Annotated in this window: 18 protein-coding genes and 1 tRNA gene; 17 read left to right on the top strand and 2 right to left on the bottom strand. The window is 56.4% G+C overall.

Annotated elements, in window-relative coordinates; genetic code table 11:
- The first annotated feature begins 118 nt into the window (after positions 1 to 118).
- Complete coding sequence (locus V8L70_RS04315) at positions 119 to 1,489, top strand: glycosyltransferase (protein ID WP_101147306.1); 1,371 nt, start codon at positions 119 to 121, stop codon at positions 1,487 to 1,489.
- A 107-nt stretch (positions 1,490 to 1,596) separates the two neighbouring features.
- Here V8L70_RS04315 and V8L70_RS04310 read toward each other — a convergent pair.
- Positions 1,597 to 1,683, bottom strand: a tRNA-Leu gene (locus V8L70_RS04310).
- 114 nt (positions 1,684 to 1,797) lie between these two features.
- Between V8L70_RS04310 and queA the strand changes: the two genes are divergently transcribed.
- The 5 genes from queA to secF all read left to right on the top strand — a co-directional run bounded on the left by queA (position 1,798) and on the right by secF (position 7,444).
- Entirely contained in the window at positions 1,798 to 2,829 is a 1,032-nt protein-coding gene (queA, locus tag V8L70_RS04305; RefSeq protein ID WP_336268963.1) for a tRNA preQ1(34) S-adenosylmethionine ribosyltransferase-isomerase QueA, read from the top strand.
- Between the two features lie 92 nt (positions 2,830 to 2,921).
- Positions 2,922 to 4,040, top strand: a complete 1,119-nt coding sequence (gene tgt / locus V8L70_RS04300) for a tRNA guanosine(34) transglycosylase Tgt (protein WP_008959754.1) — start codon at positions 2,922 to 2,924, stop codon at positions 4,038 to 4,040.
- A 130-nt stretch (positions 4,041 to 4,170) separates the two neighbouring features.
- On the top strand, positions 4,171 to 4,497 hold the full coding sequence (gene yajC, locus V8L70_RS04295; RefSeq protein ID WP_007111584.1) for a preprotein translocase subunit YajC: 327 nt from the start codon (positions 4,171 to 4,173) through the stop codon (positions 4,495 to 4,497).
- Positions 4,498 to 4,629: 132 nt separating this feature from the next.
- The gene (gene secD, locus V8L70_RS04290; protein WP_336268962.1) at positions 4,630 to 6,483 is read left to right on the top strand and encodes a protein translocase subunit SecD; all 1,854 of its coding nucleotides are present in this window, start codon (positions 4,630 to 4,632) and stop codon (positions 6,481 to 6,483) included.
- A gap of 34 nt (positions 6,484 to 6,517) precedes the next feature.
- Entirely contained in the window at positions 6,518 to 7,444 is a 927-nt protein-coding gene (gene secF / locus V8L70_RS04285) for a protein translocase subunit SecF (protein ID WP_008959756.1), read from the top strand.
- A gap of 113 nt (positions 7,445 to 7,557) precedes the next feature.
- Here secF and V8L70_RS04280 read toward each other — a convergent pair whose 3' ends face one another.
- Positions 7,558 to 8,352: an inositol monophosphatase family protein gene (locus V8L70_RS04280; RefSeq protein WP_035564573.1), complete on the bottom strand. Its 795-nt coding sequence runs from the start codon at positions 8,350 to 8,352 to the stop codon at positions 7,558 to 7,560.
- A gap of 235 nt (positions 8,353 to 8,587) precedes the next feature.
- On the opposite strand from V8L70_RS04280, the gene trmJ reads away from it, so the two are divergent.
- The 11 genes from trmJ to hisS all read left to right on the top strand — a co-directional run bounded on the left by trmJ (position 8,588) and on the right by hisS (position 18,868).
- Positions 8,588 to 9,340, top strand: a complete 753-nt coding sequence (trmJ, locus tag V8L70_RS04275) for a tRNA (cytosine(32)/uridine(32)-2'-O)-methyltransferase TrmJ (protein ID WP_336268961.1) — start codon at positions 8,588 to 8,590, stop codon at positions 9,338 to 9,340.
- Positions 9,341 to 9,467: 127 nt separating this feature from the next.
- On the top strand, positions 9,468 to 10,355 hold the full coding sequence (cysE, locus tag V8L70_RS04270) for a serine O-acetyltransferase (RefSeq protein ID WP_336268960.1): 888 nt from the start codon (positions 9,468 to 9,470) through the stop codon (positions 10,353 to 10,355).
- A 78-nt stretch (positions 10,356 to 10,433) separates the two neighbouring features.
- Complete coding sequence (gene iscR / locus V8L70_RS04265; protein ID WP_035564577.1) at positions 10,434 to 10,901, top strand: Fe-S cluster assembly transcriptional regulator IscR; 468 nt, start codon at positions 10,434 to 10,436, stop codon at positions 10,899 to 10,901.
- Positions 10,902 to 10,940: 39 nt separating this feature from the next.
- Positions 10,941 to 12,107 carry an aminotransferase class V-fold PLP-dependent enzyme gene (locus tag V8L70_RS04260; protein ID WP_336268959.1) on the top strand — a complete coding sequence of 389 codons (1,167 nt, stop codon included), beginning with the start codon at positions 10,941 to 10,943 and terminating at the stop codon, positions 12,105 to 12,107.
- A gap of 30 nt (positions 12,108 to 12,137) precedes the next feature.
- Positions 12,138 to 12,464, top strand: a complete 327-nt coding sequence (locus tag V8L70_RS04255; protein WP_336268958.1) for a HesB/IscA family protein — start codon at positions 12,138 to 12,140, stop codon at positions 12,462 to 12,464.
- Between the two features lie 212 nt (positions 12,465 to 12,676).
- Entirely contained in the window at positions 12,677 to 13,102 is a 426-nt protein-coding gene (gene ndk, locus V8L70_RS04250; RefSeq protein WP_008959763.1) for a nucleoside-diphosphate kinase, read from the top strand.
- Positions 13,103 to 13,191: 89 nt separating this feature from the next.
- Positions 13,192 to 14,391 carry a dual-specificity RNA methyltransferase RlmN gene (gene rlmN / locus V8L70_RS04245; RefSeq protein WP_336268957.1) on the top strand — a complete coding sequence of 400 codons (1,200 nt, stop codon included), beginning with the start codon at positions 13,192 to 13,194 and terminating at the stop codon, positions 14,389 to 14,391.
- A 143-nt stretch (positions 14,392 to 14,534) separates the two neighbouring features.
- Entirely contained in the window at positions 14,535 to 15,269 is a 735-nt protein-coding gene (pilW, locus tag V8L70_RS04240; protein WP_336268956.1) for a type IV pilus biogenesis/stability protein PilW, read from the top strand.
- 47 nt (positions 15,270 to 15,316) lie between these two features.
- Positions 15,317 to 16,381, top strand: coding sequence for a RodZ domain-containing protein (locus V8L70_RS04235; RefSeq protein WP_336268955.1), 1,065 nt, complete (start codon positions 15,317 to 15,319; stop codon positions 16,379 to 16,381).
- A gap of 8 nt (positions 16,382 to 16,389) precedes the next feature.
- Complete coding sequence (ispG, locus tag V8L70_RS04230) at positions 16,390 to 17,505, top strand: flavodoxin-dependent (E)-4-hydroxy-3-methylbut-2-enyl-diphosphate synthase (protein ID WP_336268954.1); 1,116 nt, start codon at positions 16,390 to 16,392, stop codon at positions 17,503 to 17,505.
- 61 nt (positions 17,506 to 17,566) lie between these two features.
- The gene (gene hisS, locus V8L70_RS04225) at positions 17,567 to 18,868 is read left to right on the top strand and encodes a histidine--tRNA ligase (RefSeq protein WP_336268953.1); all 1,302 of its coding nucleotides are present in this window, start codon (positions 17,567 to 17,569) and stop codon (positions 18,866 to 18,868) included.
- Positions 18,869 to 18,910: the final 42 nt, after the last annotated feature.

The raw sequence follows: 18,910 nt of genomic DNA, 5'->3' as shown, positions 1-18,910 counted from the left end.
TGTGCGTTAACGCTCTGCCGGAAAGGTGCACGGGTATTTACTAAGCGCGCTGGCTGTCATGCGCCAGTCATGGACTCAGGATAGCTTGTTCGTAAGCTGCTATAAGAGTCTAAACAACATGTCACAGCACCGACGCCATCCTCTTAGTCACCCTCTCAGCGAATCAGAAATCGCGTCCCTCTCTCAGCTAGCCAATGGCAACGCCATCACCCAGCAGCGCGAAGCAGAGCGTGAGTCGCGGCTGGCATCAGCATTAACGCTGTTTCACTCGACGACACCCGCAACCGCGATGCCACTGGGCGGTATGAAAGTACTTATGATTTCGGATGTCTACTTTCCTCGCGTTAATGGTGTTTCTACTTCCATAGCCAGCTTTCGTGGCGCCCTTGAACGCTTGGGCCACTCGGTCACGCTGATCTGCCCCGACTACCCCGTAGGCCAAGTGGATGAGCCAGGCGTGCTGCGTATCCCGTCACGCGGCGTGCCCGGCGACCCTGAAGACCGCATGATGCGCTACAGGGACCTACTTGCCCTGGCACCATCACTGGCAGGTGAGACCTTTGATCTTATTCATGTGCACACACCCTTTACCGCCCACTATGCTGGCGTGGCGCTGGGGCGTCGGCTTGGACTACCGGTGGTGGCGACCTATCACACGCTTTTTGAGGAGTACATTCATCACTATATCCGCTGGCTTCCGCGGCGCTGGCTGCGCTTTGCTGCACGAAGGCTCTCGGTGCACCAGTGCCAGCAGCTCGACGCCTTGGTCGCTCCTTCACGGGCAATGCAGCACGCACTCGCCCACTACGGCGTAACGACACCCATCATGGTCATTGCCACTGGTTTAGCGCTGGAGGCGTTTTGCCACCCCCAAGGAGCCCAGGATGCTAGCGACTTTCGTGCTCACTACGACCTGCCTACAGATGCACGGCTGCTGCTCTATGTCGGCCGCGCCGCCTTTGAGAAGAACATCGATTTTCTGATTGATATGCTGCCCCAGGTGTTAGTCGAATACCCCACTACCCGTTTAATTATTACCGGCGAAGGCCCGGCCCACGAAACACTCGTCAAACGCGCCCAAGAAATAGGCGTGGCAGACGCCGTACTGTTCCTCGGCTATCTCGACCGCAACGGCCCACTGCAAGCCGCCTACCGCGCCGCCGATGTATTCGTATTTGCATCACGCACGGAAACCCAGGGGCTAGTCCTGCTAGAAGCGATGGCACTCGGCACGCCGGTAGTTTCCACCGCGATGATGGGTACGCTGGATGTATTAAAAGAGGGAGAAGGCTGCCTGATCGCCGAGGATACCCATGACGACTTCGCCGCCAAGGTCAACCGCCTGCTAGGCAATGAACCCCTGCGCCAACAGCTCGCCGAACGCGCCCAAACCTACGCCGCTAGCTGGCACGAAGATGCCAAGAGTGTGGAGTTAGTGGAGCTCTATCAACAGTTGGCGGTAGATCGTTGTGAGAGAATAGGGAGATAAGTGACAATGTTCGGTTGACACTTTGTGGACACATCCAGGGATTTAGAAAGGGAAAAACACAAATCGCAGGCACAAAAAAGGCGCCTAAGCGCCTGATTTTTAATGTTTGGTGCCGGTAGCCAGACTCGAACTGGCACACCCGTAAAGGCGGCGGATTTTGAATCCGCTGCGTCTACCAATTCCGCCATACCGGCAATGCGTGCGTAGTATACGTAAATTTCTAGGTAGGTCAATCACATTGACTGACTTTATGCAGCCAAAGCGCTATCCTATGCCGCCTGTTTGATCAACGCTAAGAGTTATACGCCATGCAGCGCGCGGATTTTCATTACGAGCTACCCGACGAATTAATTGCTCGCTACCCTTCTGAACAGCGTAGCGACTGCCGTTTGCTGTGTGTGGATGGCCAGAGCGGCACGCTGGAACATCGCCGCTTTCCTGATTTGCTTGAGCTTCTTGAGCCGGGCGACCTGTTGGTGTTTAACGACACCCGCGTGATTCCGGCGCGCCTGCACGGCCATAAGGCCAGCGGCGGCAAGGTGGAGATGCTGCTGGAGCGCCCGCTGGATGCCCACCGCGGCTTGGCGCACATTCGTTCGAGTAAATCGCCAAAGCCCGGCACCGAGCTGATTTTCGAGGGTGACGTTCACGCCATTGTGGAAGGCCGCCGTGACGCACTGTTCGAGCTGCGCTTTTTAGGCGATACGCCGATGATCGCGCTGCTTGAAAAGCACGGCCATATGCCGCTACCGCCTTATATTACCCGCGAAGACGAACTCAGTGACCGTGAGCGCTATCAGACCGTTTATGCCCGGCGTGACGGCGCAGTGGCGGCGCCAACCGCTGGGCTGCATTTTGATCAGCCGCTGCTAGATGCCCTTGCCGATAAAGGCATTAACCGTGCCTTTGTAACGCTGCACGTAGGCGCGGGCACTTTTCAGCCGGTGCGCGTCGACAACATCCTTGAGCACCATATGCACAGCGAGTGGATTGAGGTCACGGAAGCCACCTGCCAGCAAGTGCGCGAGACCCTGGCAGCCGGCAAGCGGGTGGTGGCAGTGGGCACCACCAGCGTGCGCTGCCTGGAAAGCGCCTGCATGAAAAGTAGCGACGGGCAGATCGCGCCTTATAGTGGCGATACCGATATTTTTATCTATCCCGGTTACCAGTGGCGCTGCGTGGATGCTTTAATTACCAACTTCCATTTGCCTGAATCGACACTGTTGATGCTGGTGTCCTCCTTTGTGGGCTACGACACCATCATGCACGCCTACCAACGGGCAGTGGCCGAGCGCTATGCGTTCTTTAGCTATGGCGACGCCATGCTGCTGACCCGCTAGTTACTGACTGCTAATTGTTGACCGCTTGCTCTGCTCCAGTCGCGCCAAACGAACGAGATTAACGAGTTACCTTTATGCGAAACGAATGCTTTATGCGCTTTGAGCGCTTGGCCGACGATGGCCGCGCCCGCCGTGGCCGCCTCCACTTCCCCCGTGGCACGGTCGAAACACCGGCGTTTATGCCAGTAGGCACTTACGGCACGGTGAAAGGCATGACGCCGGACTCTGTCAAAGAGATCGGTGCCGAAATCATCCTGGGCAACACCTTTCACCTGTGGCTGCGCCCCGGCACCGAGGTAATTGAAGCCCACGGCGATCTGCACGATTTTGCCCAATGGGACAAACCGATTCTGACCGACTCCGGCGGCTTTCAGGTTTTTTCCCTGGGTGAGACGCGCAAGATCACCGAGCAGGGCGTGCACTTCCGCTCGCCGGTGGATGGCAGCAAAGTCTTTATGGGCCCGGAAGAGTCCATGGCGGTTCAACGTTCGTTGGGCTCCGATGTGGTCATGATCTTTGATGAGTGCACGCCCTACCCGGCCACGTTTGAAGAAGCCGAGAAATCGATGGAGCTGTCGCTGCGCTGGGCCAAACGCTCGCGGGATGCCCATGGCGATTCCCCTTCCGCGCTGTTCGGTATTATTCAGGGCGGCATGCACCCTGAGCTGCGCGAACGCTCGCTCAAAGGGCTGCTGGAGATCGGCTTTGATGGTTTGGCGATTGGTGGGCTTTCCGTCGGCGAGCCGAAAGAAGAGATGATCAAGGTGCTCGACTACCTGCCCACCTGGATGCCGGATGAGATGCCGCGCTACCTAATGGGTGTCGGCAAACCCGAAGACCTGGTGGAAGGCGTTCGTCGCGGCGTGGATATGTTCGATTGCGTGATGCCCACCCGCAACGCGCGTAACGGCCATCTGTTCACCTCGGAAGGCACGGTCAAAATTCGTAACGCCAAGCACCGTTTTGACACCCGCCCCCTCGATGAAGAGTGCGATTGCCATACCTGCAAGAGTTTCTCGCGGGGCTACCTGCACCATTTAGACCGCTGCAATGAAATGCTTGGCTCAATGCTCAACACCATCCACAACTTACGTTACTACCAGCGTGTGATGGCTGATTTGCGCGCGGCAATTGAAGCGGGTACATTGACGACCTTTGTGGAAGGCTTCTATGCACGGCGCGGCCTGCCGGTGCCTCCCCTTGCTACCTAAAACCTAGCGAATTAATCGCCACGCGCCTTGGCGTGTGGTTTAAACTGTTTGACCATGTTTTTTGAACCAAGCTTTTAAAAACCTAAGCCTTTAAAAAATTAAGCTTTTTCTAACTCAGGAGCTCTCTACAATGCTGGATTTCTTCATCTCACCAGCCCATGCCCAAGAAGCCGCCGCTGGCGGTGGTATTGCGCAAATCGTCATGCTGGTCGGCTTCGTGCTGATTTTCTACTTCCTGTTGTGGCGCCCGCAAGCCAAACGCGCTAAGCAGCACAAGCAGCTAGTCACCAATCTGGACAAAGGCGATGAGATCGTCATTGGTGGCGGTTTGGTGGGTCGTATCACTAAGGTGAGCGACGAGTTCCTGACCATCGAGATCTCTGAAGGCACCGAAGTTAACGTGCAGAAGAACGCCGTTGCCGCCGTACTGCCTAAAGGCACCATCAAGTCCATCTAAACCTTGTATTACCCCTGCCGAGCCAGTGCCAGCCACCCCGGCAGGGGTGACATGGTATAAATGATGGTGAACTTTGCTGTGCACGGCGAGTCCGTGCACAGCATTCCGTTTGTAATTGAAGGCAGGGCTTGCATGCTCAACCGTTACCCCCTGTGGAAGTATCTGCTGATACTGGTCGTCCTGGTGGTTGGCCTTATCTACTCGCTTCCCAATCTGTTCCCCGAAGATCCCGCTATTCAAATCAGCAGCGCCCAAGGCGATTCGCTGAATGAGCAACAGATAGACCGTGTTGAAACCGCGCTTAGCGAAAACGGCATTGCGATCAAAGCGTTCGAAGAAGAGAACGGTCAGTGGCTCATTCGTTTGCGCCAAGACGATGATCAACTTCCCGCACGCGACATTGCCGCCGATTTATTGGGCGATGAGGCAACGGTAGCGCTAAACCTTGCTGAAGCAACGCCGGAGTGGCTACAGGCATTCTCTGCCTCCCCCATGACGTTAGGCCTTGATTTGCGAGGTGGCGTGCACTTCCTGCTGGAAGTGGATATGGATGCCGCGTTAATCCAGCGCCTTGAAGTCAACGGCAGTGCCATGCGTGAGCTGCTGCGTGGTGAGCGTATCCGCTACCGCAACACTGAAGTCGAAGAGCGTTCGCTTTCGATCGATTTCGCCAGCACCGAAGACCGCGACACAGCCCGCAGCCTGATCAGCCGCGACTTCCCTGAGTTTGAATACAGCAGCGAAGGCGATGGCCGCGCTTCAACGCTGGTCATGACGCTTAGCGATCAGTCGGTCAGCGAAATTCAGGATTACGCGATCAACCAGAACTTGACCACCCTACGCAACCGGGTCAATGAACTGGGCGTGGCAGAGCCAATGGTGCAGCGCCAGGGGCCCAACCAAATCGTGGTCGAACTTCCCGGCATTCAAGACACCGTGGCCGCCAAGCGCATTGTAGGCGCAACGGCCAATCTGGAATTCCGCCTGGAAGCCCGCCCTGACACCCCGGAAAACGAAACAGAAACCCTAACGTTTCGTAACGAGCCTGCGCGCACCGCTGAGCTAATGCGCGATGTGATCATTACCGGTGATAGCGTTTCCAGCGCCAGCAACAGTTTCGATGAAAATGGCCGTCCTCAGGTCAATATTGACCTGGATGGCACCGGCGGTACGCTGATGAACCGCGCGACGCGCACCAACATTGGTCGCAACATGGCGGTGCTGTTCATTGAGCACAAGAGCGAAGATACCGTGGTGACCGACCCGGAAACGGGTGAAGAAACCATTGAGCGCGAGCCCTATGTTGAGCGCGGCCTAATCAGTCTGGCAACGATTCAAAGCGCTCTGGGCAACAGCTTCCGGATTACCGGCCTCGACTCTCCGACGGAAGCCGCTGAACTTGCGCTACTGCTGCGTTCGGGCTCCCTTGCAGCTCCCATCTACTTCGTGCAAGAGCGCACGATTGGGCCAAGTCTGGGCGCTGAAAATATTGAGCGCGGTTTGCTCTCGGTGCAGATTGGCCTGCTGCTGGTCGTGCTGTTCATGCTGGTGCGCTACAAGGTGTTTGGCGTGTTTGCCAACATTGCCCTGGCGCTGAACTTAACGCTGCTGGTCGCGGTGATGTCAATGCTGGGCGCCACGCTAACGCTGCCGGGTATTGCCGGTATCGTGTTGACGCTGGGCATGGCGGTCGATGCCAACGTGCTGATCTTTGAGCGAATACGCGAAGAGCTGCGCAACGGCATGTCGGTGCAACAGGCGATTCAAGCCGGTTATGAGCGCGCCTTTACCTCCATCGTCGACGCCAATATCACCACGCTGCTGGTGGCCGTTATCCTGTTCTCGATTGGCTCCGGCCCGGTGAAAGGGTTTGCCGTCACGCTCTCTATCGGCATTTTGACGTCGCTGTTCACCGCTCTGATGGTGACTCGCGCCATGGTCAACTTGTTCTATGGCAGCAAACCCGTCAAAAAGCTGTGGATCTAATCCACGTGCTTAGCCCAGAACTTAAGAGGTGGTAATGAAACCCCTATCACACCTGCAAATCGACTTTATGGGACGACGCAATATCGCGTTTGTCGTCTCTGCTTTGCTTTTGGTCGTGTCGATTGGCGCCATTCTGTTCCAGCAGCTCAACCTGGGGCTGGATTTCACCGGCGGTACGCTGGTTGAGGTGCGTTATGGCGCTGCGCCCTCACTTGATGCTATTCGTGTGCTGCTTGAAGAGAGCGGTTTCCAAGATGTCTCCGTGCAGACCTTTGGGGCGTCAACAGAAGTATTGATCCGCTTACAACAAGCGTTTGATGCCGATGTCGGTGGCGAAGTCGTCAACTTGCTGCGCAATGATGGCGATACGGTCAATCTAGTACGCTCCGAGTTTGTTGGCTCCCAAGTCGGTGACCAACTTCGCGATCAAAGCGGCCTGGGCCTGCTAGTTGCCCTTGGCGTGGTGATGCTCTACGTGGCCTTCCGCTTTCAGTACAAGTTTGCGATTGGCGCACTGCTGGCACTGCTGCATGACGTGATTATCGTCGTAGGCGTTTTCGCACTGTTTCAGCTCGATTTCGATCTTACCGTGCTCGCAGCGATCCTAGCGGTTATCGGCTACTCGTTGAACGATACCATCGTGGTTTATGACCGTGTGCGCGAAGCCATCCGCACCTCGCGCATCGACGATATGCCGCAGATCTTCAACGAAGCGATTAACGCCACGCTCTCGCGCACCCTGGCAACCTCGGGCACCACCATTCTGGTGTTGCTTGCGCTACTGCTGCTGGGCGGGGATATGATTGAGAACTTTGCCATTGCGCTGCTGGTCGGCATCGTCGTGGGTACGTTCTCTTCTATCTATATTGCCGCGGCGCTACTGCTACCGCTGAAGCTGTCGCGGGAAGATTTGATTCCCACCAAGAAAGAGCTTGACGAAGAAGAGGAGGAGTTGCCTTAACGGCTCCTCCATTTAGATGGCTTCTTTAGCCGACAAAAAAGCCCCTGCTGGGTTACCAGCAGGGGCTTTTTTCATCTTTACAGCTTTTATCTTTAAAAGCTCAGCATTACTGCTTAAAAGTGCGGCGTTAGCTGCTTGATCAGTGCTTTATAAAGACGCGGCCCAGCAGCCATTAACTGCCCTTCCACTTTCACCGTGGGCTGGCCGTCGGGCGTGCCCATCAAGGCGCCTGACTCTTTCAGGAACAACGTGCCTACCAGCATGTCCTGCTCTTCTAAGCCGAGCACGAAAGCACTGTCCACTCGCCCAGTGGCTAACTCACACAAATCCAGCAGCCCACAGCCTGTTGCCAGCAGGTTTTCTACCTGTGGGGCAAGCTGCTGTGAAACGGTTAGATAGGCAGGCAAATTACGGGGGCGCAGCCAAACTTCCGGCAGGCTCATGGCCATGCGCGTACCGCTGATGGCGGTCGGCTTGCTAACGCGCATGCGCTTGTCATTGTGCTGGGCACCGCGACCGCGGCTGGCGATATATTCGTCGTCGGCGAACGGGCAGATAATCACTGCGTGCTCGGGACGACCTTTGATAAGACACACCACTGAGAGTGCAAAGCCCTTACCGGCAACGGCTAAATTGGAGTAGCCATGCATCGGTTCAATTTTCCAGACGGTATCCGCGCCTTCGCCTTCACCCGCGCGATGCGGCGTAAAGCGGCCGGTAACACCGTGCTGGGGATAACCGCGTTCCAACTGCTGAACAATCGTCGCTTCGGCCTTGCGCGCTGTCTCGTCGAGCAGGCGGTCAAGGTTAAATTCATCGTGAGCGTTTTCAATACGTTCGCGTACGCGCAGGAAGTGTTCAACAGCGCCACGCGCAGCGCGCAGCGTAAATTGGACCATCGGATTCATGGTTGGGCCTTGTGACAGTGATGTTAAAGAACGTGATGCTAATAATAGAGCATAAGTAGGCGCAGGTGCCGCCTTTGGCGCGCAATTCTAGCAGACCACTCTCGGGCATGCCATCGACTCATGCTAGACTGCGCGTTTTACGCATTAATGATCCCTTGTTTTTATTAACAGGGCCTTATTAGCAGGATCTTATTAACCGGATCTTATTAACAAAGACTATTTACCGAGCCCTATCATGCTTGAGCGCATTCGCATTGTTCTTATCGGCACTAGCCACCCTGGCAATATTGGCGGCGTGGCACGCGCCATGCACAATATGGGCTTGGCAGATTTAGCCCTTGTTGCACCCCGCTGCGAGGTCATTACCCAGGACAGCATTTCCCGCGCGTCCGGCGCTGACCACCTGCTTCATCAAGCCAGTGTGCACGCTACTCTTGAAGAAGCAGTGGCTGATTGCACCCTGGCCGTGGGCGCCAGTGCGCGCTCACGCACCCTGCCATGGCCGATGCTCTCACCGCGAGAATTAGCCGACCGGCTGCCCGCCGAGTGCCAAACGGCTGAGTCACGCGTGGCGTTGGTGTTTGGCCGCGAGGACAGCGGCCTTACCAATGCTGAGCTACAGCGCTGCCACGCCCACGTGCATATTCCGACTAATGCCGATTTCAGCTCGCTCAATTTGGCGGCGGCGGTGCAGGTGCTTGCTTATGAGTGTCGCATGGCCTGGCTAAGCCAAACGGATGCGCCTTCAGCGGTGCCGAGTGACGACGATGATCTGGCCACTCACGCGGAGCTTGAGCGCTATTTTGAGCATTTGGAGCGCACGCTGATCGGTATCGATTTTCATGACCCCGATCAGCCGCGGCAACTGATGGCGAGACTGCGCCGCTTGTATCTGCGCGCCCGTCCGGAGCGGATGGAAATGAATATTCTGCGTGGAATACTGTCGGCCACCGAGAAGGCCGCCAACACCAAGCAAACCAAGTCATAATTGATTAGGCTTGAAGATGCTGACTTGAAGACGCTATCTAACGCCCCCACGTTGAAGGTCTGTTTAGTTATCTTCATGCGATGCACTTAGTTGAGTGACTGCACCTCTACCGCCCAAGGATCACCTCATGTTTCAACGTCTACGTGAAGACATCAACAGCGTATTTGACCGCGACCCAGCCGCACGTAACTTTCTTGAGGTGCTGACCAACTACCCCGGCCTGCACGCTCTACTGCTGCATCGCTGCGGCCACTGGCTGTGGAAAAAAAACCTCAAATGGCTAGCGCGGACGCTATCGACGTTTTCACGCTGGCTGACGGGTATCGAGATACACCCGGGCGCCACCATCGGACGGCGCTTTTTCATCGACCACGGCATGGGCGTGGTGATTGGTGAAACGGCTCAGGTCGGGGATAACGTCACGCTGTACCAGGGAGTTACGTTAGGCGGTACCAGTTGGAACAAAGGCAAGCGCCATCCAACGTTAGGCGATGGAGTGATTGTCGGCGCGGGCGCCAAGATACTGGGTCCCTTCACCGTGGGCGCCGGAGCCAAAATTGGCTCTAACGCGGTGGTCACGAAAGAAGTACCGCCGGGCGCCACCGTGGTCGGTATTCCCGGTAAAATTGTCAAACGCACCGACCCTGATGTGGAAGAGGCGCTGGATGTCGACCCCGCCCGTCGCGAGGCTATCTGCCAGAAATTTGGCTTTGATGCTTATGGTGTCAGCCAGGATATGCCTGACCCCGTAGCCCGCTCAATGCAGGCCATGCTCGACCATATGCACGCCGTGGATGAACGTATTGAGCGCATGTGCTCAACCCTGCGCAAGCTAGACGACAACTACCGTGACGGCCAGCTCCCGGCGCTACGCGAAGAAGATTTTGCCGGCATTCTGGATGAGCACGACACCGGCTGCCCAGGCGTTGGCAAACGCTCGGCGACACCGCCATCAGCTAAGCAAGAGGCTGGGCAAGAGACCGAGCACGAAACACTGCCGCCGCGTAATGGTTGACCAAAGCACTCAGGTTTTCCCATAATGGCAGCACATTTGCCGTCAGTGCGCTGAGCGTTCAGCGTCGAGGGGCTTGCCATGCGCTTGACCACCAAAGGCCGTTACGCCGTTACCGCCATGCTCGATTTAGCCTTGCATGCCCACAACGGCCCGACCAGCCTAAGCGATATCTCCCAGCGCCAAGAGATATCGCTCTCCTATTTAGAGCAGCTTTTTGCTCGCCTGCGCCGTGCAGGCTTGGTCAACAGCGTACGCGGCCCAGGTGGCGGGTATCTGCTGTCACAACCTGCGGAAGAGATTAGCGTTTCAAAGGTGATCGATGCGGTGAACGAAAGCGTCGATGCCACTCGCTGTCAGGGGCTTTCCGATTGCCAGCAGGGCGACACCTGCCTGACGCACCATTTGTGGTGCGAGCTTTCCGTTCAGATACGCCATTTCTTTGACGAGATGACGCTGGCACAACTGATGCTGCGCCCTGATGTCATACGTATTGCATCGCGACAGAAACAGCGTGCCGAGGCGGGTATTCTTGCCTCCTCACCCTGACCCAACTCTACCTGACCGACAAACTGCTGGAACATAACGATGACCACACCCACGCTGCCCATTTACCTGGATTACGCCGCCACCGCGCCGGCGGATGCCCGCGTGGTTGAGGTTATGCAGCGCTACCTAACGGTTGACCAGCTATTCGCCAACCCGGCTTCGCGCAGCCATATGTTAGGTTGGCAGGCAGAACAGGTGGTTGAGCAGGCCCGCCGCCAAGTGGCCGACGCGATTGGCGCCGACCCACGAGAAATTGTCTGGACCAGCGGTGCCACCGAAGCGGACAACCTGGCGCTGATCGGCTTTATGCGCGCTAACCGCGAGCGCGGCCTACACTTGGTGACCTCGACGATTGAGCATAAAGCCATCGTAGACACGGCCCATGCATTGGAAAAAGAGGGGTTTGAGGTGACGTGGCTCACGCCTGGGCGGGATGGCTGTATTCAGCCTGAAAAGCTGCGCGAAGCCATGCGCGACGATACTGCACTGGTCTCACTCATGGCGGTTAATAATGAGCTGGGCAGCATCAACGATATTGCCGCCTTGGCAGCCATTGCTCATGAGTTTGGTGCGGTCTTTCATACCGATGCCGCCCAGGCGGTAGGTCGCATCCCCTTAGACGTGGTGGCCCAGCAGATTGACCTGATGTCGCTCTCCGGTCACAAAACCTACGGCCCCAAAGGCGTCGGCGCGCTATATGTGAAGCGCCACCCGGATATTCGCGTAGAGGCATTGATCCATGGCGGCGGTCACGAACGCGGCATGCGCTCCGGCACGCTACCGACGCACCAAATTGCTGGCATGGGCGAAGCTTTCGCGCTGATGCAGCAACAGTACGATGACGACAACGCTCACATTAATCGTTTGCAGCAGCGTTTTTTGCGCGGTCTTGAAGGCGTTGAAGGTGTTTTTGCTAACACACCACTAGACAATGCGGTTCCCAACATTCTCAACTTGGCGTTTGAAGGCGTCGACGGTGAGTCATTACTGATGGCGCTGCGCGATGTAGCGGTCTCTACTGGCTCCGCGTGCAACTCGGCAAGCGTTGACCCTTCTTATGTACTGCTTGGCATCGGCACGCCCCGCTCGCTGGCGCTCTCGTCGCTGCGCTTTAGCTTCGGGCGTTTTACTACCGAAGCAGAAATCGATCATGCGCTAACGCTCATACGCCATGCGGTGAGCGGTTTACGTACACCGCCCGGTTAAGCGGCTGACTATTTTTAAGGAGAACGCCTCATGGCAACACTCAACATTACCCCGGCTGCCGCACAACAGATTCGTCACGTGCTTGATGAGCGCGGACAAGGCCTAGGCCTACGCGTTTCGGTCAAGCCAAGCGGTTGCTCCGGCTACAGCTACGTACTTGATTTCGCCGACACCGTTAGCGAAGAAGAAGTCCATTTTCAAGAGCACGGCGCCAGTGTCTATGTGACGCCCGATGCGGTCGAGATGCTCAACGGTAGCGAAGTGGATTACGTCAGCGAAGGTCTAAACCGCTTTTTCCGCTTCAACAACCCTAACGTCAAAGACGAATGCGGTTGCGGCGAAAGCTTTACTGTTTAGCCTTTGCACGGACAGCTCTCATCACCGGTATTCATCCCCCGGCTTAAGCGTTATAATCGCGCCCCTGAATACCTAACATCAGGCCGCCGGGTACTCCCGTACGCTTGTGAAACGCTAGCTGCTGAAATGCTATTAGCCGAATTATTTTCTAGGCCGCCCCGGCTTTCTGGGGCGGCAATTTTGCTTAGCCCCCATTTATGGAGACCATTTACATGGCTACTGAACGCACTCTTTCTATCATCAAGCCTGATGCCGTTGCTAAAAATGCGATTGGTGAAATCATCGCCCGCTTTGAAAAAGCTGGCCTGAACGTTGTTGCCGCGAAGATGGTTCACCTCTCTGAAGAGAAGGCTGGCGGTTTCTACGCAGAACACAAAGAGCGTCCTTTCTTTAAAGACCTGGTCGGTTTCATGACCTCTGGCCCGGTCGTTGTGCAAGTGCTTGAAGGTGAAGGCGCCATCGCTAAAAACCGTGATCTGATGGGCGCGACGAACCCGAAAGAAGCCGCACCTGGCACTATTCGCGCTGATTTTGCGGAAACTATCGATGCGAACGCTGTCCATGGTTCTGATTCTCCGGAAAGCGCTGAGCGCGAAATTAGCTACTTCTTTGGCAACGACGAAATCTGCCCGCGCTAAGCCTTTCAGGTAGCGCCGCCGCATCTACTTCCGTTGCCGGCCATTTTGCGGGGGCCTCGCCCCCGCCCCTTTCTAAAACGCTGACCGCCATGACCACCACTGTAGCCCAACATACGCCCGCCCCCCATACTGACGCTGATAGCTCAGACGCCGCCAGCACGCCTGCTGCCAAAGCGACGCCTGAACGTCACAACCTGCTTGGCATGTCCCGCGAGCAGATGGAAGACTTCTTTTTGTCGATTGGTGAAAAGAAATTCCGTGCTGCGCAGCTGATGAAGTGGATTCACCAGGAAGGCAGCGATGACTTTGCTGCCATGACGAATCTCTCCAAGCCGCTGCGTGAAAAACTGGCGCGGGTAGCTGAAATTCGTGGTCCAGCGGTGATCTACGAAGGCACCTCTAGCGACGGTACGCGTAAGTGGGTGCTTGAGGTAGAAGATGGCAGCTACGTCGAAACGGTATTGATCCCGGCCGAAAACGGTAAACGCCGTACGCTGTGTGTCTCCTCCCAGGTGGGCTGTTCGCTGGATTGCAGTTTTTGCTCGACCGGCAAACAGGGATTTCAGCGCAATTTAACCGCCGCTGAAATTATCGGCCAGGTGTGGGTCGCCCAGCGTAGTGTTGGCCCGCGTCGCGATACGGCCAACCGTCCGGTGACCAACGTAGTAATGATGGGCATGGGCGAGCCCCTGCTCAACTTTGATAACGTCGTGCCCGCCATGAAGCTGATGCTTGACGACAACGGCTATGGTTTATCCAAACGCCGCGTGACGCTGTCGACTTCCGGTGTGGTGCCGATGATCGACAAGCTCGGCGATGAGATGGATGTCAGCTTGGCGATTTCGCTGCACGCCTCCACTGACGAGCTGCGTAATACACTGGTACCCATCAACCGCAAATATAATATTCGCTCGCTGTTGGATGCGTGCCACCGCTACCTTGCCAAGTGCCCGGATAATCGTCAGGTCACGATCGAATATACGCTGATCAAAGACATCAACGATCAGCAGGAACACGCCGAACAGCTCGCCGCACTGCTTAAAGAGCTGCCGTGCAAGATCAACTTGATCCCGTTTAACCCGTTCCCCAACTCAGGGTACGAAAAGCCATCGCGCAACCAAGTCATGCGTTTTCAGCAGTGGTTGTACGATTTGAATTACAACGCCACGGTCAGAACGACCCGCGGTGAAGATATCGACGCCGCCTGTGGTCAACTCGTTGGTCGCGTGAAAGACCGTACCAAACGCAGCGAACGCTATATTCAGTCGGTACAGCTTGATGCCGACTAAACGTATATGACCAACATGTGCGGTGAGCCTATTGAGCACAAAACAGGGCTTATCTTGACTTCCGCCTAGCACGGCGCTTTGATGGTCACGGTTTTTATGTAGCATTAGGTTAGTTGTTGGACGTTCACCACAAGAGGATTTACATGATCGCTCACCGCAGGCGCCTACACCCATCACGGGTGCCCATGCTAGCCGTTCTTATCGGCAGCCTGTGGCTAGTCGGCTGTGCTTCGTCCAGTACCCAGACATCTCAGGCCAACCCAGCGGCAGCAGACGCCTATACCCAATTAGGCGTTGCTTACCTGGAACGTAATAACCTTCCTCGCGCACTCAATGCACTGGATCGGGCACTAGAGATTGCCCCACACCATGCAGAAGCGCTGCAAGCACTAGCGCTGGTTTACCAACGCCAGGGCGAGAGCGCGCTTGCCAACGACTATTTTCAACAGGCGGTTAACGCTGAGCCGGATTACACACGCGCCCGCAACAACTATGCGGCGTTTTTATACGGGCAGGGCCAGTTCAACGCTGCCTGTGAACAGTTAGAAACCGCATCCGAGGATGCCCAGTACGCCAACCGTGCCCAGCTATTTACTAATTTAGGGCAGTGTTATCTGGCACTGGAAGAATTTGATAAAGCGCGCGCTCGGTTGGAGCGCGCACAGAGTATTGATCCGCGTAATTCACGCGGTTATTTAATGTTAGCTGAACTCGAATATTCGCAGGGCCATTACACTCAGGCCTGGGCGCCGCTGCAAACCTATTTACAGCTCGCCGAGCCCGACCAAGCAGCGCTAAGAATGGCGGTTGATATCGCCGAAGCACGCGGCGAACATGATGTTGCCGCCGAATACCAGCGCTTGCTAGGCAACGACTGACTGATTGACGCCCGGATCACCGCTTATTTAATGAAGGATGCTCAGCCATGAGCGATACACAGTCACAAGAAAACATTATCGATACTCCTAACACTACTGATAGCGCCTCGCCTGGCGAACTTCTTGCTCGCCAACGCGAGCAGCTCGGCATTCCACTCACCGATGCGGCCCGGGCGCTGAATTTGCGCCCCGCCGTGATGGAAGGGCTTGAGCAGGATAATTACCAAGAAATACCCGTCGCCGCTTATCGGCGCGGCTATCTGCGTTCTTACGCCAAATACCTGGGAATGGATGACCGGCTGGTGCTTGAAGCGTATCAGGCCCGTAGTGGCGGTACCGACACCGAACACAAAGTGACGCCGGTCTCCACCGCCAGGCCGCCCTCTCGCATTGGCGCTTGGCTATTTAAGCTGGTTACTTTACTAGTAATCGCCGGCCTTATCGCCGTGACCGTGATGTGGTGGCAAAGCCGAGGCGGCAACGAGCCGCCGGGCTTTGGCTCAACCTCCACGGAAGAAACCGCCAACGCCGCCGCGGAGCCAGCTAATGAGCCAGCTGAAGCAGAGAACTCCACAGCTGGCTCAAGCTTCACCAGTGGCGATGAGAGCGCGACGCTACCGAGCAATGCTACCAACGTGTCGCCTTCGTCATCAGTTACCCAGGATCAAGCCCCCAGCGCGCAGGATGACGCTGACGCCGTTGCGGGTCTTAACGACTCAATCCTGGATAGCGATAGCGGCACGTCCAGCACTGCCGCGGAAAATGATGAACCGAACAGCACTGAGCAGAATGACAGTGAACAGCTCGCTACCGAACAAGAGAGTAACGCTGACAGCGAGCAAACCGCCGCTGCAGAGCCAGCCACCAATGCTAATGTGCTTGAGCTGACGTTTAACGAGCAGTCGTGGACTGAAATTTTTGATGCCACCAACCAGCGCGTTTTCGTTGGTCTACAAACGCCCGGCACCTCGACAAGCGTCGAAGGTGAACCCCCTTTTCGTTTAACCGTGGGTAATGCCACCGGCGTTGAACTGCGCTACCAAGGCGAGGAAGTTGATCTTCCCGCCCGCGCAGGCGCCAACAATGTTGCCCGATTCACCTTGGGAGAGTGACCCGTCCTATGCACGCCCCTTCTCCGATAAAACGCCGCCATTCCCGTCAGATTCAGGTTGGAAATGTAGCTGTGGGCGGTGATGCGCCCATTGCCGTACAAAGCATGACCAACACCAACACCCTGGACGTGGCCGCGACCGTAGCGCAAATTCAGCAGCTGGAAAAAGCCGGCGCAGATATCGTGCGCGTCTCCGTGCCTGACATGGACGCCGCCGAAACCTTTGGCCAGATCAAAAAGCTGGTCAATGTCCCGCTGGTTGCCGACATCCATTTTGATTACAAAATTGCCCTGCGCGTTGCCGAGTTAGGCGTCGACTGCCTGCGCATCAACCCAGGCAACATCGGCCGCGAAGACCGCGTACGCGCGGTGGTAAGTGCGGCCCGTGACAATGGGATTCCGATTCGCATCGGCGTCAACGCTGGGTCGCTTGAAAAAGACCTGCAAAAGAAATACGGCGAGCCAACGCCTGCCGCGCTGGTGGAATCCGCTATGCGCCATATCGACTACCTTGATCGCCTCGATTTCCAAGAATTCAAGGTCAGCGTAAAAGCCTCAGACGTGTTTATGGCGGTCGCCGCCTACCGCGACCTTGCCGAGCGCATTGAACAGCCGCTGCACCTGGGCATTACCGAAGCCGGTGGGCTGCGCTCAGGCACGGTGAAATCATCGATTGGCCTGGGCATGCTGCTGATGGACGGTATCGGCGACACGATCCGTGTATCGCTGGCCGCTGATCCGGTGGAAGAGATTAAAGTCGGCTTCGATATGCTGCGAAGCCTCAAGCTGCGCTCTAAAGGGATTAACTTTATTGCCTGCCCCAGCTGCTCACGCCAGAACTTCGACGTCATCAGCACCATGAACCAGCTCGAAGAGCGGTTAGAAGACGTGATGACGCCGCTGAACGTCTCGGTAATTGGCTGCGTGGTCAATGGCCCCGGCGAAGCCAAAGAGACCGACATCGGCCTAACCGGCGGCAGCCCCGCCAACCTGGTCTATATCGATGGCAAACCGGCCAGCAAGCTACGTAACGACCACTTGGTCGACGACCTGGAGCAGCTGATTCGTGAGAAAGTGCGCGAAAAACAGCAGCAGCAAGACGCTATGATCGCCCGCAGCGTTTAACCGCTGGGGTTAGCTGCCAGCCTGGGCAACCAGCGCTAAATGGCAGAATAAGGAGTTTTCATTGAGCAAGTCCGCCGTTAAAAAGATTCAAGCCATCCGTGGTATGAACGACTTATTGCCCAGCGACAGCCCGCGCTGGCAATTTTTTGAAGCCAAAGTACGCCAGCTCATGCTGCGCTACGGCTTCAACGAAATTCGCACGCCGATTGTTGAGCAAACCGCGCTGTTTGCGCGCTCTATTGGCGAAGTGACCGATATTGTCGAAAAAGAGATGTACACCTTCGACGATCGCAACAACGAAAGTTTGACGCTGCGCCCTGAAGGCACCGCCAGCTGCGTGCGTGCGGCAATGGAACACGGCCTGCTGTACAACCAAACCCAGCGGTTGTGGTATCAGGGTCCCATGTTCCGTTACGAGCGCCCGCAGAAGGGCCGCTACCGCCAGTTTCATCAAATTGGTGTCGAGGCTTTCGGTTTTGATGGCCCGGATATCGACGCTGAGGTGATTCTGCTTTCAGCGCGGCTTTGGAAAGAGCTGGGTCTAATGGAGCACGTTACCCTTGAGCTTAATTCGCTGGGCTCATCTGAGGCGCGTGCGGCCTATCGCGACACGCTGGTGGCTTATTTTGAGCAGCATCATGATGTGCTTGATGAAGACTCCCAACGCCGCCTAACCAGCAACCCGCTGCGCATTCTTGACTCCAAAAATCCGGCCATGGCCGAGATGCTGGATGCCGCGCCGCAGTTGATGGATCACCTGGATGTGGAATCCCGCGAACACTTCGAGCAGCTCACCAAGATGCTTGAAGCGGCAGGTATAGATTATGTGATCAATCCCCGCCTAGTGCGTGGGCTCGACTACTACTGCCGCACCGTATTCGAGTGGACCACTACCGCACTGGGCAGCCAAGGCACTGTTTGCGCAGGCGGCCGTTACGACGGCTTGGTCGAGCAGCTGGGTGGCAAGCCTACCCCGGCGGTGGGCTTTGCCATGGGCATTGAGCGGTTGATTCTGCTGCTCGACACCCTGGAACTGATTCCTCATGATGCGCTCGGCGGCTGCGATGTGTATGTGCTCCCGATGGATGATAACGCCACCATGGCGGCGATCACGCTGGCGGAGAATTTGCGCGGTGAACTGCCTGAACTGCAACTGCAACTTCACTGCGGGGGCGGCAGCTTTAAAAGCCGGATCAAAAAAGCCGATAAGAGTACCGCCTCCATGGCGATCCTGCTCGGCGAAGATGAGATTGCACAGCAGTCGGCGACACTCAAGTTTTTACGCGATGACCGCGAACAGCAGCGTGTGCCGTTAGCCCAACTAGGGTCCACGCTGCGTGAGCTATTAGCCCCTGGCGATTAAGCCCACGCCTCGCGCTTAAACCCTGCAGGCGCCGTGCCTGCT

The organism is Vreelandella arctica, assembly GCF_037070215.1.
Classification (GTDB): domain Bacteria; phylum Pseudomonadota; class Gammaproteobacteria; order Pseudomonadales; family Halomonadaceae; genus Vreelandella; species Vreelandella arctica.
This window is presented reverse-complemented; position numbering and strand designations above follow the sequence as displayed.

Excerpts from the sequence above, each read along its gene's own strand:
- secF (WP_008959756.1), top strand. The coding sequence starts at position 6,518 with ATGAAACCCCTATCACACCTGCAAATCGACTTTATGGGACGACGCAAT.
- yajC (WP_007111584.1), top strand. The coding sequence starts at position 4,171 with ATGCTGGATTTCTTCATCTCACCAGCCCATGCCCAAGAAGCCGCCGCT.
- pilW (WP_336268956.1), top strand. The coding sequence starts at position 14,535 with ATGATCGCTCACCGCAGGCGCCTACACCCATCACGGGTGCCCATGCTA.
- V8L70_RS04280 (WP_035564573.1), bottom strand. The coding sequence starts at position 8,352 with ATGAATCCGATGGTCCAATTTACGCTGCGCGCTGCGCGTGGCGCTGTT.
- tgt (WP_008959754.1), top strand. The coding sequence starts at position 2,922 with ATGCGCTTTGAGCGCTTGGCCGACGATGGCCGCGCCCGCCGTGGCCGC.
- iscR (WP_035564577.1), top strand. The coding sequence starts at position 10,434 with ATGCGCTTGACCACCAAAGGCCGTTACGCCGTTACCGCCATGCTCGAT.
- V8L70_RS04315 (WP_101147306.1), top strand. The coding sequence starts at position 119 with ATGTCACAGCACCGACGCCATCCTCTTAGTCACCCTCTCAGCGAATCA.
- V8L70_RS04260 (WP_336268959.1), top strand. The coding sequence starts at position 10,941 with ATGACCACACCCACGCTGCCCATTTACCTGGATTACGCCGCCACCGCG.
- rlmN (WP_336268957.1), top strand. The coding sequence starts at position 13,192 with ATGACCACCACTGTAGCCCAACATACGCCCGCCCCCCATACTGACGCT.
- V8L70_RS04235 (WP_336268955.1), top strand. The coding sequence starts at position 15,317 with ATGAGCGATACACAGTCACAAGAAAACATTATCGATACTCCTAACACT.
- trmJ (WP_336268961.1), top strand. The coding sequence starts at position 8,588 with ATGCTTGAGCGCATTCGCATTGTTCTTATCGGCACTAGCCACCCTGGC.
- cysE (WP_336268960.1), top strand. The coding sequence starts at position 9,468 with ATGTTTCAACGTCTACGTGAAGACATCAACAGCGTATTTGACCGCGAC.
- ndk (WP_008959763.1), top strand. The coding sequence starts at position 12,677 with ATGGCTACTGAACGCACTCTTTCTATCATCAAGCCTGATGCCGTTGCT.
- V8L70_RS04255 (WP_336268958.1), top strand. The coding sequence starts at position 12,138 with ATGGCAACACTCAACATTACCCCGGCTGCCGCACAACAGATTCGTCAC.
- secD (WP_336268962.1), top strand. The coding sequence starts at position 4,630 with ATGCTCAACCGTTACCCCCTGTGGAAGTATCTGCTGATACTGGTCGTC.
- queA (WP_336268963.1), top strand. The coding sequence starts at position 1,798 with ATGCAGCGCGCGGATTTTCATTACGAGCTACCCGACGAATTAATTGCT.
- ispG (WP_336268954.1), top strand. The coding sequence starts at position 16,390 with ATGCACGCCCCTTCTCCGATAAAACGCCGCCATTCCCGTCAGATTCAG.